We start from the raw sequence: 14,182 nt of genomic DNA on the forward strand, positions 1-14,182 counted from the left end.
TTCTTTTATTATTCTTTACGAATTTTTAAAATAAGATTAACATATTCAGTTTACAAAGATTACTCTTCTTAACAAACCAAATCTTAGATTTTAAAGAACTTAATTTTAAACCGTATCGGTCAAATTGGACGGGAATTATAATAGGATTTTTTAGCTTTGTCAAGAGGTTTAACTTAAATTTAGCTTAAATTTTGGGATTTATTGTAATTGTTCGATTTCTTGGGGTTTGTAAGATGTTTATTTATTTTTTATCAAGGTAAATTTAGGGTTTATACCCTAAATTTATTATAATTTTGAGATAAATTCAGCTAAAGCAGAAATTTGTTCTGGAGTTTTTGTCTCTACATGAGTTTTCATTATGCCTTTCATAACACCTCCGTAACTTCCGTCTTTATAACCATTTAAAGCTTTAATAACTCTATCTTTATCCCAACCTGCAATAACTTGAGATTTTCCTAAAGCTTCTTTCTCACCTTTTTGTCCATGACATGATGTACATGTTTTAAACAAAGCCTCGGCATTAACTTCATTTTCAACTACATTTTTTGCTACTTCTTCAGTTTTAGGTGCTTCTACTTTTACATCTTCATTTTTTTGTTCAACAACTTTAGCAACTTCTTGTTTTACTTGCTCAACTGCACTTTTTGTTTCAGTTTTTTTATTATCATCAGTACAACCTGTCAGTAATGCAAGTGCAACTGATGCTACGATTAAACTTTTTTTCATTTTTTCCCTTTATTTTTATTTAATTTATAATTGTATCAAAGTGATTGTAAAAGAATTGTGTTTTAGAAACTATATTCAAAAACAAATTCGTCTTTATAATCAATTTTAACTACTCCACCTTTTTTAAGTTTTCCAAATAAAATCTCATCTGTTAAAGGATTTTTGATTTTATCACTTATTACTCTATTAAGTGGTCTAGCTCCCATAGCTTTATCGTATCCTAGCCTAGCTAATTCATCTTTTGCTTTTTTACTAATTTCAATTTTTATCTTTTTACTTTCAAGCTGTTTTTCTAAATCTTCTATAAACTTACCTGCAACTTTAGAGACAATATCTAAACTTAAACTATCGAAACTAACAACACTATCAAGTCTATTTCTAAACTCAGGAGCAAAAAATCTGTTTATAGCTCTGTTTTCATTTAGTTTCTCATTTTTTGCAAATCCCATAACATTTGCTTCAGCAACACCTAAATTTGAAGTCATTATTAATATAACATTTTGAAAATCTGCTTTGTTTCCACTATTATCAGTTAATTCTGCATTATCCATAACTTGAAGTAAAATTGACATTAAATCTGGATGTGCTTTTTCTATCTCATCAAGTAGTAAAACTGTATGTGGATGTTTTCTAATACTTTCTGTTAAAAGTCCACCTTGCTCAAATCCAACATATCCTGCAGGTGCTCCTATAAGTCTTGAAACGGCATGTGCTTCCATATATTCACTCATATCAAATCTTTCAAAATGTATTCCCATTTGAAGTGATATCTCACGTGCAACTTCTGTTTTTCCAACACCTGTTGGACCAGTAAATAAAAAACTTCCTATTGGTTTTTTATCAAGACCTAATCCCGCTTTATTTCTTTTTATTGCTTGAACTATTGTAGAAATTGCCTTATCTTGCCCAAAAACTCTTTTTTGCATATTTTTTTCTAAGTTTTTTAATAGTGATAAATCAGATTTTGTAGCACTTCGTGCTGGAATATGTGCCATTTTTGAAATAGTTGCTTCTACATCTTTTTCATTTATAGTATTGTTTGTTTCAAGGCTATTTTGAATAGCTATTTTTTTACTAGCACCAACTTCATCTATTACATCTATCGCACAATCAGGTAAAAATCTATCTTGAATATATTTTTTGCTAAGTTCAACTGCACTAATAATTGCATTTTTAGTATATTTTACCTTGTGATAATCTTCATATTTATCTTTTAAACCTTCTAAAATAGTGATTGAATCTTCAATGCTTGGCTCATTTATATCAACTTTTGCAAATCTTCGACTTAGTGCCTTATCTTTTGCAAAATCATTTCTAAACTCTGCAAATGTTGTAGCTCCAATGCACTTTAATTTTCCATCTGCTAAAAGTGGTTTTAATATATTTGAAGCATCCATAGCACTTCCACCAACACTTCCAGCTCCTACAATTGTGTGGATTTCATCTATAAATAAAATTGCATTTGGAATTTTACTAATTTCACTTAGAAGAGATTTTAATTTTTTCTCAAAATCTCCTCTATATTTTGTTCCAGCTAACATTGAGCCCATATCAAGCGAGAAAACTTTTGCTTCTTGCAAAAACTCTGGAACTTCTTTTTTTGATATTTTTAAAGCTAAGCCCTCAGCAATTGCTGTTTTTCCAACTCCAGGTTCTCCTACAAGAAGTGGATTATTTTTCTTTCTTCTTCCTAAAATCTCAATAACTCTTGAAATTTCGCTATCCCTTGCTATTACTGGGTCTATTCGTGATTTTTTAGCAATTCCTACAAGCTCACTAGAGTTTTGCTCTAAAACTTTATCGTTTTTATCCTCTTTTTCTTCACTATTTTGCTCATCTTTATGCGAAATCTCTTCTAAAATATCAACTCTTTGAATACCCAATTTTTTCAGTAAATATGTAGCATAAGCTTTTTCATCTTTTAAAATTGCTACAAACATATCTTCAACATTTGCTTTAGTTTTTCCACTACTTTGAGTGTGAGCTACCATATATTCAATAGTTGAAGACAAAGCCAAAGTCTCAATTGGTTCATCTATTATTCCGTCTGGAAGTTTTGGTGTATTTGCATCTATATATGTTTTTAAATCTTCAAATAAACTATTTGTATTTACACCTAAATCAATGAACATATCTTCAATTGTTGCATCATTTATAAGCATCAAAAAAATATGTTCTAAAGTCAAATATTCATGTTTACTTGTCTTTGCATAAGCAATTGCTTGTGCAAAAATATGTCTTAACTCTTTACTAATCATTTTTTACTCTTCTTCCATAATAGCTTTTAGTGGAAAGCCCTTATCTCTTGCTAAACTCTTTACTTGTGCAACTTTTGTACTTGCAATTTCAAAGCTATAAACTCCACAAAGACCCTTTCCATTATTATGAACACTAAGCATAATTGTTTCAGCTTCATTTATATTCTTTCTAAATACTTTTACTAACACATCAATTACAAAATCCATAGTAGAATAATCATCATTTAATAAAAAAACATTGTATCTTTTTGGCTCTTCTACTTCTAAATCTTCATTTAACTCTATTTCTATATCATTACTCACATAAAACCCTTATTATTTTTACTATGATAAAATCATATTTTTAAAAAGCTAGAAATTATAACAAAAAAGAGATTATTATGAAAATTGACCCAAAAGAGTACATAGGAAAAGCAATATTTGTAACAGCTACAAATACAGATGTAGGAAAAACTTATGCTTGTGAAAAACTTTTAAATTACTTTGCAAATGCAAATTTAAAAGTTGGATATTTTAAACCAATAGAAACAGGAGTAAAAAACAACACTCCAGCTGATGGTTCAAAGATGTTTGAGCTAGTAAAAAAACTAAATAAGGAGTTTGAAAAGCTATCAATTGATGATATTGTTCCATATCAATTTACTCTTCCTGCTTCGCCTTATGTTGCAAAAGGGAACAAATATATAGAAATAGAGTTTTTAAAAGAGAAAAAAGAGTATTTACAAACTTTTTGTGATGTTTTAATAATTGAAGGAGCTGGAGGGCTTATGGTTCCAATTAAAAAAGATTTTTTTATAATAGACTTAATAAAAGAGTTTAAATCTAAAGCTTTTTTGATAACTCCTTCAAAACTAGGAAGTATAAATGATACCCTACTTTCAATTGAAGCTTTAAAAAATAGAAATTTAGATTTTGAATTTTTTATAAATTTATATGAAGATATAGAAAACTTTGAAAAAATATCAAAACCATTTTTAGAGAAGTACTTTTTAGAGCTTAATTTTTTACAAGATTTATAAAAAAGAGAAAAAAACTCTCCTTTTTTATAAAATAATTTGTTTCTTATCTTAATTTTTAATTTTATTTTATTCAAAATTATCACTTTTTATAATATTTTTTAAGTTTACTTTCCCTAAAATTGGTAGTTGTACTGCATTTATTATAATAAACTTAAATTTATTTACTATATTAAAAGATATAAAATTTATTCATTTTAATTTGTGTATAAATTCCTTGTTAGTTTTTATGTGTAATAAAATCTTTGTACATAAAGCAAGTAAAAAAATATGAAAGGTTTAAATATGATGACTTCTGCGATAGATTTATCTAAATTAACAGCAAATGACGATTTAACACCAGTTCTTGGTGGTTATTGGCCAGGTATTCAAATTTACTATCCACCAATTAAATATAACCCACTAGATGGTTCTTATGAAACGATGGAACAAGCTAAATTAAGATTACAAAAACATGCTTATAAAACAAAGGCTCACACAGTTTTATTCGACTTAGAAGATGGATGTAGACAAAAAGCTATGAGTAGAGAGCTTTTAATTCAAGAGTTACCAAAATTTCCTGAAAGAGATTTTCAAATAGCTATTAGAATAAATCCATTTAGAACAGAAGAGTATGAAGAAGATTTAAAAATGTTAAAACAAATTCACCAATATATTGATGTTATTGTTTTAGCTAAAGCTGGAGAAGTTTATGGAAGTGCTGAAATTAGAGATTTAAGCTCTTGGTTAATTTCTATTGGAAGTAAATTAACAATTCAACCAATTGTTGAACACCCAAAATCTCTTCAAATTGCAGATAGATTGATGGAACACTCAACAGTAAAACATATAGTTTTTGGAATTCACGATTTTTCAAAAGCAATGGCTTATAAAATCACTCCAAAAGGGTGGATTGATGAACTTGAAACATTCTTTAATATTCTTACAATGGAAGCAAGAATAAAAGGTAAAGGAGTTATTGGAGGAGTTGAAGTTCTTTTAACACCGCACTCTTTACCTGATAATTGTGTTGAGAAAAAAGATATTAGAAGATGGTTAGATTTACATGGTGATGAAGCAAGTAAACATGTTTATGCTCATGCTTTAAGAGAAAATGCTATGGGATTAACAGGAAAACAAGTAATCACTCCAAATCATATTAATATTTGTAAAGTTGCATTTACACCATCTCCTATTGAAATAGAAAAAGATGTATCTATCTTAAAAGCTGCTATTGAAGCTGATGCTCTACTAAGTGGTGCGATTAGATATGAAGGTGAAATGCTTGATCCTCCAATGTTTGGTAAATCTTTACAAAATATTTTAAGAGCTTATGCCCTAAATAGTTTATCAAAAGAGGATGAGTTATTTGCTCTTTCTGTATTAAACAAAATGCCTCTTCATACATTTAAAGAAAACTGGCCATACGGTCAATTGTAATATCCAAGGAGATTAATATGAGTCAAACAGTAAAATTAGAAGTACCTGAATTTTTAAATATTGGTATTGCTTGTACAACTAAACATGTTGGGACAAACAAAGAGAACAATGTTGCTATGATAATTGAAGATGACAAACTTGGAACGGATACAATAACTTATAAAGAGTTAGCAACAAAATCTGACCAAGTATCAAATTTCTTTAGAGGAATTGGTTTAGAGCCAAGAGATAGAGTTTTAGTTTGTTTAAAAAACTCTTTAGCTTACCCTATTTCATTCTTTGGAGTTATGAAAGGTGGAATGATAGCAGTTCCAACTTCAACACTTTTAAGTGGTAGTGAAGTTAAATATTTAGCTGAAGATTCTCAAGCAAAAGCTATGGTTATGTCTGCTTCTATGTATGAAAATTTAATTCCATATTTAGAAAATCTTGACAATTTAAAAACAATTGTTGTTGCTGGAGTTGATAGTGTTGATAATTTAAAAGTTCCAGAAGGAATGCAAGTATTTTCTTTAAACCAAATTTTTAAAGATACAAGCACAACAGCAAATCACTATAACTCAAAATCAGGAGAACCAGCATATTTAGTATATACATCTGGAACAACTGGATATCCAAAAGGAGTTTTACACTCTCATAGATCATTAGTAGGAAGAAAACCAGCAACTGATTATTGGTTTGATTTTAAAGAAAACGATAGAATTATGCACTCTGGTAAATTTAACTGGACTTATGTTTTAGGTTCTGCACTTATGGATCCATTATACAACGGTCATACAGTTATTGCTTATGAGGGTTCAAATGATGCTTCAACATGGATTAATTTAATTAAAAAACACCAATGTACAATTTTCATTGGAGTTCCAACAATTTATAGACAAATTATCCAAAAAACAGATTTTTCTTTAGATGATTGCCCATCTTTAAGATATTGTATGAGTGCTGGAGAGCATTTATCTGATGAGATGTTAGGACTTTGGAGAGATAGATTTAAACAAGATATTTATGAAGCAATTGGGATGAGTGAGTGTTCATACTATATTTCACACTCAAAATATAATCCAATAAGACCAGGAAGTGCTGGTTTCCCACAACCAGGACATATTGTAAAACTTCTTGATCCTGAAACTTTGAAAGAAGTTGGTGTTGAAGAAGAAGGAATGATTTGTATAGGTGAAGATGATCCAGGACTTTTCTTAGAGTATTGGCAACTTGAAGATGAAACAGCAAAATCAAGACATGATGGATACTTCTTTACAGGAGATTATGCAAGAAAAGATAAAGATGGATATATCTGGTTTATTGGTAGAAAAGATGATATTATCAACACTTTTGGATTTAGAGTAAGTCCACATGAAATTGAGAGAGTTGTAAAAACTCACCCAGATGTTGCTGATTGTGTTGCTTTTGGACTTGATATTGAGAAAGAGAAAACTATTGTTGCTATTGCTGTTGTTGGACATTCTCCACTAAGTAAAGAAAAAGAGCAAGAGATTTTAAAATTCTCTCAAAATAATCTAGCAAAATATAAAGCTCCTAAAGAGATTTTTGGAATGCTTGATTATCCACGAACAAAAAATGGAAAAGTTCTTAGAAAACAATTAGTAAAAGATTTACATGAACAATATTTTGCTATTGCAAAAGGTGAAGAAATTGTTGAGTACAAAGCTAGAAGATCAATGCTTTTAGTTCCTTCTTACAATAAACACAATGTAGAAAAAGCAAAAACAGTTTTAGCTGACACAGTTATTTTTGATCTTGAAGCTATTTTAGCAGAGCAAAGAGAAGCAGGTAGAGAAACTATCAAAGCTGTTTATAATGAGCAAGGTCCTAAATTTGGTGATAGTGAAAGAGTTTTAAGAATCAATAATCTTGGAAGTGAAGATCTTAAAAAAGATTTAGCTTTAGCAAAAGAGATTGAATTAGATGGTTTACTATTCTCTAAAATTGATTCAAAAGAGGATGTTTTAGAAGCTGTTAAGTTAATAAATGAAGTAAATCCAAATTTAACTCTTATGATTATGATTGAAACTCCTATGGCTGTTTTAAATATTCAAGAGATTTGTGCAGCTAGTTCAAAAGTTGAAGTTGTTGTTGTTGGTTCAAATAAACTAGCAAATAGACTTCAAATAGATATAAAAAGAGGTTCAAAAGCTATTGTTACTTATTTAGCTCAAATTGCACTTGCAGCAAAAGCTTATAATAAAACAGTAATAGATGGTCCTCACTTTGATGTTTTAGATGAGTTTGCTTGTGAAGACTCTACAAAAGATGCCTTTAATCTTGGATTTGATGGTAAATCTCTTATTCATCCAATTCAAATTGAGTATATCAATGATATTTTCACTCCAAAACAGTCTGAAGTTGAAGATTATGAAGATATGATTGCAAAATATGAAGAAGCTTCAAGAGATGGTAAAGAGGTAATTTTACATAATAATAAACTTGTTGATTCTTCAAGAATTAAATGGGCAAGAAAAATGATTAAGTTGTATGAGACTTATAAATCTCTAGGTCAAAATCTATTTAATAAATAAGGAGTTTTGTTTGTCAAAAATAAATTATGGTAACTACTTTGAAGATTTTAAAATTGGTCAAAAAATAGTTCATCCACTTCCAAGAACAATTAGTGATGGTGATGTATCTTTATATATCGCCTTTACTGGAAGTAGATTTTCTTTACACTCTAGTGATATAGTGGCGAAAGAGATTGGATATGAAAAAAGACCAATTGATGATATTTTAATGTTTCACTTAACATTTGGAAAAAGTGTTCAAGATATATCTTTAAATGCTATTGCAAATTTAGGATATGCTGAAATCTCTTTTCCTAATCCAGTTTTTACAGGCGATACTGTATCAATGACTTCACAGGTTATTGGATTAAAAGAGAACTCAAATGGTAAAAGTGGAGTTGTTTATGTTCACTCAATTGGTGTAAATCAAAGTGGAAATGAAGTTTTAAATTTCAAAAGATGGGTAATGGTTCATAAAAAAGACCATTCAACTTTAAGTGGTATAAATGAAGTTCCTAGTTTTGCTAAAACAACACCAATAAGTGATGAAATTTCTATTCCAAAAATTGGAAAAATTGATACAAATTCTAGTGGTGGAGAGTTTTTCTTTGAAGATTATGAAGTTGGAGAAAGATTAAATCATCCAGAGGGAATTACTGTTGATAATAGTGATCATACTTTGGCAACAAAACTGTATCAGAACAATGCAAAAGTACATTTCAACGACCATATGATGAAGAGTTCTCCTATGGGTCAAAGACTTATGTATGGTGGAATTGTTATATCAATGGCAAGAGCAATATCTTTTAATGGGCTACAAAATGCTCAATGGGTATATGCAATAAATAGTGGAAGCCACTGTAATCCTACTTATGCAGGAGATACAATTTATGCTTATACAGAAATTTTAGAAAAAATTGATCATAAAAGAGAAGATATTGGTCTTTTAAGATTAAGAACTATTGCACTTAAAAATCTAACTCCAAGTGAGATTGAGAATGCAAAAGATGAAGATGGAAAATATCTTCCAAATGTTGTTTTAGATTTGGATTATACAGTAGTAATTCCAAAAAAAGTTACAAAAAAATAAATAACGGTTAATTAAGTTAGAGGCAACTCGTTGCCTCCTTTAGGTTTTTCTCGAAGAGAGTTTAACAACAGGCTACTTTTTAAAAAGTAGTCAAATATGAAAAAAGGTTCCCTTAAAATTTGGGAACCAAATTTTAAGGAGATTATTATGACACACCCAAAAGAAGCTTTATTTGAATCTGGTAAATCTTTACCAATTATCCCAACTTGTGAACACTTTGCAGGAAGCGAAAAGCTAATCCTAAAAGGTTTTGAAATGCAAAAAAAACTAGGACCAGTTTTTGATATTACTTGTGATTGTGAAGATGGTGCTGAAACAGGAAAAGAAGTTGAACATGCAAATATGATAGTAAGAGTTGTAAACTCTGCTGAAAACCCATATAAAATGGCAGGAACAAGAATTCATGACCACTCTCACCCAGATTGGAGACAAGATGTTGATATTTTAGTATCTGGTGCTGGAGAAAATCTAGCATATATTACTTTACCAAAATCAACTTGTTATGAAGATGCAAAAACTCAAATTGAGTATATTCAAGAAGTTGCAAAAAAAGCTGGAATTAAAAGAGAGATTCCAATTCACGTGCTTATTGAAACTCACGGTGCTTTACAAGATGTTGAAAAAATCGCAACTTTACCATGGTTACAAGTTTTAGATTTTGGTTTAATGGACTTTGTAAGTGGATACCAAGGAGCAATTCCTGCAATAAATATGAGAAGCCCAGGTCAATTTGATCATAGATTAATCGGAGCTGCAAAAGCTAGAGTTGCACAAGCTGCTATTCAAAATTGTGTAATTCCTTGCCACAATGTAACTTTAGATTTAAAAAATCCATACCAAACATACAAAGATGCTGAAAGAGCTAGAAATGAGTTCGGATTTATGAGAATGTGGTCAATTTACCCAACACAAGTTCAAGCAATCGTTGATGCTATGAGACCAGATTTTACAGAACTTGAAGCTGCTCAAAATATCTTAATCAAAGCTCAAGATGCTGAGTGGGGACCAATTCAATATGATGGTGAACTACACGATAGAGCAACATATAGATATTTTTGGGAATTAGTTCAAAGAGCTAAATATTCTGGTGTAAAACTACAAGATGAAGCAGAAAAAAGATTTTTTGCTTAATCTTTGATTGATTTTAAAGCTACTCTTTTTTAAGGGTAGCTTTTTTTATTTAAAAAGCTATTTCTAAACTAAACATTTTTATGAAAAACAGAAAAATTTGGCTTAAAAAAGGGTAGTTTTAAAACTGCATTGATATAATTTTAAGATTTCTAAATAAACAAAAGGAAAAATTTATGAGCAAAAAAATCACAGAACAAGATATTATAGACTCGGTTGCAAATGCCTGTCAATACATTTCATTTTATCATCCTGAGGATTTCGTAAAAGGTATGGTTGAGGCATATGAAAAAGAGCAAAGTGAATCTGCAAAAAATGCTATTGGACAAATTTTAATTAACTCAAAAATGTGTGCTATGGGTCATAGACCCCTATGTCAAGATACAGGAAGTGTAAATATTTTTGTAAAAATAGGTCTTAAAGCAAACTTAGAGTTAAGTAGAAACTTAGAAGATGTTTTAAATGAAGGTGTTGCAAAAGGTTATACAGACCCTGATAATACTTTAAGATTTTCAGTTGTAAGTGACCCTGCTGGAAAAAGAACAAATACAAAAAATAACACTCCAGCTGTTATTCATATCTCAACAGATAACTCTGATACATTAGATATTACAGTTGCTGCAAAAGGTGGAGGAAGTGAAAACAAATCTAAATTTACAGTTTTAAATCCAAGTGATAGCATTTATGACTGGGTTATGTCAAATGTTAAAGATATGGGTGCTGGATGGTGTCCTCCAGGGATTTTAGGAATTGGAATTGGTGGAAACCCTGAGAAATCAATGCTTTTAGCAAAAGAGTCTTTAATGGGTCATGTTGATATTCACGAATTAAAAGCTAGAGGTCCACAAACTCCACTAGAAGAACTAAGACTTAAACTTTATGAAGATATAAACAAACTAGGAATTGGAGCTCAAGGTCTTGGTGGATTAACAACTGTTTTAGATGTTAAAATCTTAGATTACCCATGTCATGCTGCATCACTTCCAGTTGCTATGATTCCAAACTGTGCAGCAACTAGACATATTCACTTTGAACTAGACGGAAATGGAGCAGCTAAATTTGATAAACCAGATTTAGATTTATGGCCAGATATTGAACTTCCAATGGATACTATTAAAAGAGTAAATATTGATGATTTAACAAAAGAGAACTTATCTCAATTTAAATCAGGAGATACTCTTTTACTATCAGGAAAAATTTTAACTGCAAGAGATGCTGCTCATAAAAAAATAGTTGAGTACAAAAATGCTGGAACTCCACTTCCAAATGGAGTAGATTTAAAAGATAGATTTATCTACTATGTAGGACCAGTTGATCCTGTACGAGATGAAGTAGTAGGACCTGCAGGTCCAACAACATCTACAAGAATGGATAAATTCACAAAAGATATGATGGAAATTGGAATTATGGGAATGATTGGTAAAGGTGAAAGAAAACAACCAACAATTGATTTAATAAAAGAGTACAAATCTATTTACTTAATTGCAACTGGTGGGGCTGCATATTTAATCGCTCAATCAATCAAAGGTGCAAAAACTTTAGCTTTTGAAGAGCTTGGAATGGAAGCTATTTATGAGTTTGAAGTAAAAGATATGCCTGTAACTGTTGCTGTTGATACTGAAGGAAATTCTATTCATACAACAGGTCCAGCAAAATGGAGAACTATAAATAAATAATTCTTATTTAACAAAGAGTCATAAATACTTGTGACTCTTTGTTAATATCTTTCTTAAATAACCCTTAAATACACAAACTATATTCCTTTTTTGACTTTTTTAATAAATTTTTTTGATAATATTTCACTTCAAAATATAATAGGAATTAATAATTATGAACTTAATAGAAGATTTAAAAGATTATTTAGGATTTGCAGTTGCAGGTAATTTTGCAAGTCACTTAAGTGAAGCTGGTGAAGCCGATGAGTTCTCTGTTATTCAAACTACAGAAAAAGATGCACCAAAAGGGATGTTTCCATTTTATATAAAAGGTCATGATAGCTTTTTAGGAACTTATCCAATTTGCGATGAAACAATACTAACACATGGTAGAGAGTGCGACAATCTGCAAGTTGAAGCAGAAGTTGCACTTATTTGTGATTTTGTTTATGAAGATGAAAAAGTTATAGATATTATCCCAAAATACTTTACAGCTTTTAACGATTGTTCAATTCGTGTTCAAGACGGAAATAAATTAAGCACAAAGAAAAACTGGGGACCAAATACAAAAGGGATTTCTCAAGATTTAATTCCAATAGATGACTTCACAGAAAATGGAATTTTAAGCAAATATCATATCTCTTCATTTATAAAAAGAGATGGAATTGTATGCGATTATGGAACTACAAGTGCAGTAAAATCTTATTCTTACTTTTTTGAGAAATTGAAAAATTGGATGATTGATATTTTAAATTGTCAAGAAGATTGTGGACCACTTGAAGAGTTGGGACAATTTTTAAGAGTTGCAGCAAAAGATGCAAAAGGTATTTTAATAGCAGCAGGTGCAACAGCTTATACAGATTTTGGAAAGAAAAATTTCTTGAAAAAAGGTGATGAAATTTTTGTATATGTTTACAATGCTCATGCTCATAGTTTCCAAGATATTATGAATGATATGTGTGGAATGGATACATATTTAGGACAATGTTCAAAGCTTCATCAAATTGTTCAATAAAAAATCTTGCTAAGGACTAGGCTAAAGCCTAGTTTCCGAATTTTACCAACATTGGAAATATTTCTTATGATAGTGCAGTTGCACATTTAGGTAAGAGTTTTAAATTTACTCCATCTTTTTTCATAATCTCATCAAATTTTTTTACAAAACTCTTATCTACATTTTTTGCTTCATTTGAAACTATTTGCAAATAGTTTTCATTCATAAGTAAAAATATTGTTTCTATTAAAAACATTGGATTATCTTTAAAGCTAGGCAAAGACAACAACTCTTCAAAACTCATATCTTTTTTTGACAATTTTTCCAACATTTGCGAAATTACTTCTTTTGGTGCTTCTATATCTCCTATTGGAGTATGAAAAGTTACTGCTCCTTTTTTTGGAGAATTTGGAAGAAGTTTAAACAACATTTTATCTATTGTTTCTTTATGTTCACTAGCTTCAAACTTTTGTGGAGTTTTTTGGAAAATATCAACTCTTTGTTTTGAATTTCTTGCTAAATCTTTTAAATACTCTTTTAATGCTGGTGATTTCATATTTTTTATAATACTTTGAAGTTTTGCAGGAATTGAGATATTATCAATATTATCAATAATATTTGCACTTCCTAAAAATGTAGCTTTTGTATTTTCAAAAACCATTTTATGCACATCAACACTAAACAAAGGATTCCAAAAATCTGTCAAAAATTCATGAGCAAGATATGAACTATCTTGATTCAAAGATTTTTCTATTGCTTCAAGTCTTGGATTATCAACAAATGCACCTGCACTATTTAAATCATCAAACAAACTTTTTCCTATTTTTATACTATCAATAGAAGAGTTATTTGTATGATTATCAACCAAACTTAGCAACTTTTGAACAGGAAGCAAAGAAGCACTTGCAGGATAACACATGTAATGAAGATAAAATATTCCAAAATCATTTAAAAAGTTTGAAACAATATCTAAAATATCTTTTTGAACTGTTGGAGAAACCCAAGAAAAAGTACCATGATTTACTATAAAATCAAACTTTTGCACATTTTCTTTAAAAAATGTAGCAAAATCACAACAGATAAACTCTATATTATTAAGCCCTATTTCATTTGCTTTTTTCTTGGCTATTTCTATATGCTCTTTATTAAAATCAACTCCTATAAAATGCCCATTTGGATTATTTATAGCATTTACTATTATGTTTATTCCTGTTGCACAAGCTAGTTCTAAATATGAAAAGTTTTGTGAAATATTTGGAGTTTTAAAACCTAAAAAATTCAAAGTACTATTTAACCATAATGGTGTCATCTCTTTGTAAAAAAATATTGGGTAAGTCGTATCTAAAATATATCCATCTTGTTTTTTCATTTATTGCCTTT

The 14,182-nt window shown here is 29.7% G+C and carries 11 protein-coding genes; 7 read left to right on the forward strand and 4 right to left on the reverse strand.

The features are described 5' to 3' along the window. Window positions 1-285: 285 nt before the first annotated feature. From IQC44_RS04325 to IQC44_RS04335, 3 genes are all read right to left on the reverse strand, one after another. Window positions 286-726, reverse strand: a complete 441-nt coding sequence (locus IQC44_RS04325) for a c-type cytochrome (RefSeq protein WP_198305127.1) — start codon at window positions 724-726, stop codon at window positions 286-288. 62 nt (window positions 727-788) lie between these two features. Further along, the gene (gene clpA / locus IQC44_RS04330) at window positions 789-2,984 is read right to left on the reverse strand and encodes an ATP-dependent Clp protease ATP-binding subunit ClpA (protein WP_198305128.1); all 2,196 of its coding nucleotides are present in this window, start codon (window positions 2,982-2,984) and stop codon (window positions 789-791) included. Window positions 2,985-2,987: 3 nt separating this feature from the next. Beyond that, a complete protein-coding gene (locus IQC44_RS04335; protein WP_198305129.1) occupies window positions 2,988-3,287 on the reverse strand; it encodes an ATP-dependent Clp protease adaptor ClpS in 300 nt (99 codons plus the stop codon). A gap of 77 nt (window positions 3,288-3,364) precedes the next feature. Between IQC44_RS04335 and bioD the strand changes: the two genes are divergently transcribed. The 7 genes from bioD (at window position 3,365) to IQC44_RS04370 (ending at window position 12,823) form a co-directional block, all read left to right on the forward strand. Next, entirely contained in the window at window positions 3,365-4,003 is a 639-nt protein-coding gene (gene bioD / locus IQC44_RS04340; RefSeq protein ID WP_198305130.1) for a dethiobiotin synthase, read from the forward strand. Between the two features lie 282 nt (window positions 4,004-4,285). Continuing rightward, window positions 4,286-5,419, forward strand: a complete 1,134-nt coding sequence (locus tag IQC44_RS04345; RefSeq protein WP_198305131.1) for an HpcH/HpaI aldolase/citrate lyase family protein — start codon at window positions 4,286-4,288, stop codon at window positions 5,417-5,419. A 17-nt stretch (window positions 5,420-5,436) separates the two neighbouring features. After that, window positions 5,437-7,956, forward strand: a complete 2,520-nt coding sequence (locus IQC44_RS04350) for an aldolase/citrate lyase family protein (RefSeq protein ID WP_198305132.1) — start codon at window positions 5,437-5,439, stop codon at window positions 7,954-7,956. A 10-nt stretch (window positions 7,957-7,966) separates the two neighbouring features. Further along, a complete protein-coding gene (locus IQC44_RS04355; RefSeq protein ID WP_198305133.1) occupies window positions 7,967-9,025 on the forward strand; it encodes a MaoC family dehydratase in 1,059 nt (352 codons plus the stop codon). A 147-nt stretch (window positions 9,026-9,172) separates the two neighbouring features. Further along, complete coding sequence (locus IQC44_RS04360; RefSeq protein WP_198305134.1) at window positions 9,173-10,156, forward strand: HpcH/HpaI aldolase/citrate lyase family protein; 984 nt, start codon at window positions 9,173-9,175, stop codon at window positions 10,154-10,156. 173 nt (window positions 10,157-10,329) lie between these two features. After that, window positions 10,330-11,829, forward strand: a complete 1,500-nt coding sequence (locus IQC44_RS04365; RefSeq protein WP_198305135.1) for a fumarate hydratase — start codon at window positions 10,330-10,332, stop codon at window positions 11,827-11,829. Window positions 11,830-11,983: 154 nt separating this feature from the next. Further along, complete coding sequence (locus IQC44_RS04370) at window positions 11,984-12,823, forward strand: DUF5718 family protein (RefSeq protein ID WP_198305136.1); 840 nt, start codon at window positions 11,984-11,986, stop codon at window positions 12,821-12,823. A 64-nt stretch (window positions 12,824-12,887) separates the two neighbouring features. On the opposite strand, the gene IQC44_RS04375 is transcribed toward IQC44_RS04370, so the two are convergent. Then, window positions 12,888-14,171 carry a class I SAM-dependent methyltransferase gene (locus IQC44_RS04375; protein WP_198305137.1) on the reverse strand — a complete coding sequence of 428 codons (1,284 nt, stop codon included), beginning with the start codon at window positions 14,169-14,171 and terminating at the stop codon, window positions 12,888-12,890. Window positions 14,172-14,182: the final 11 nt, after the last annotated feature.

This window comes from Arcobacter vandammei, from assembly GCF_016106035.1.
Lineage (GTDB): Bacteria > Campylobacterota > Campylobacteria > Campylobacterales > Arcobacteraceae > Aliarcobacter > Aliarcobacter vandammei.

Coding starts and splice junctions, on each gene's coding strand:
- IQC44_RS04325 (WP_198305127.1), bottom strand. CDS start 726: ATGAAAAAAAGTTTAATCGTAGCATCAGTTGCACTTGCATTACTGACA.
- clpA (WP_198305128.1), bottom strand. CDS start 2,984: ATGATTAGTAAAGAGTTAAGACATATTTTTGCACAAGCAATTGCTTAT.
- bioD (WP_198305130.1), top strand. CDS start 3,365: ATGAAAATTGACCCAAAAGAGTACATAGGAAAAGCAATATTTGTAACA.
- IQC44_RS04345 (WP_198305131.1), top strand. CDS start 4,286: ATGATGACTTCTGCGATAGATTTATCTAAATTAACAGCAAATGACGAT.
- IQC44_RS04350 (WP_198305132.1), top strand. CDS start 5,437: ATGAGTCAAACAGTAAAATTAGAAGTACCTGAATTTTTAAATATTGGT.
- IQC44_RS04360 (WP_198305134.1), top strand. CDS start 9,173: ATGACACACCCAAAAGAAGCTTTATTTGAATCTGGTAAATCTTTACCA.
- IQC44_RS04365 (WP_198305135.1), top strand. CDS start 10,330: ATGAGCAAAAAAATCACAGAACAAGATATTATAGACTCGGTTGCAAAT.
- IQC44_RS04370 (WP_198305136.1), top strand. CDS start 11,984: ATGAACTTAATAGAAGATTTAAAAGATTATTTAGGATTTGCAGTTGCA.
- IQC44_RS04375 (WP_198305137.1), bottom strand. CDS start 14,171: ATGAAAAAACAAGATGGATATATTTTAGATACGACTTACCCAATATTT.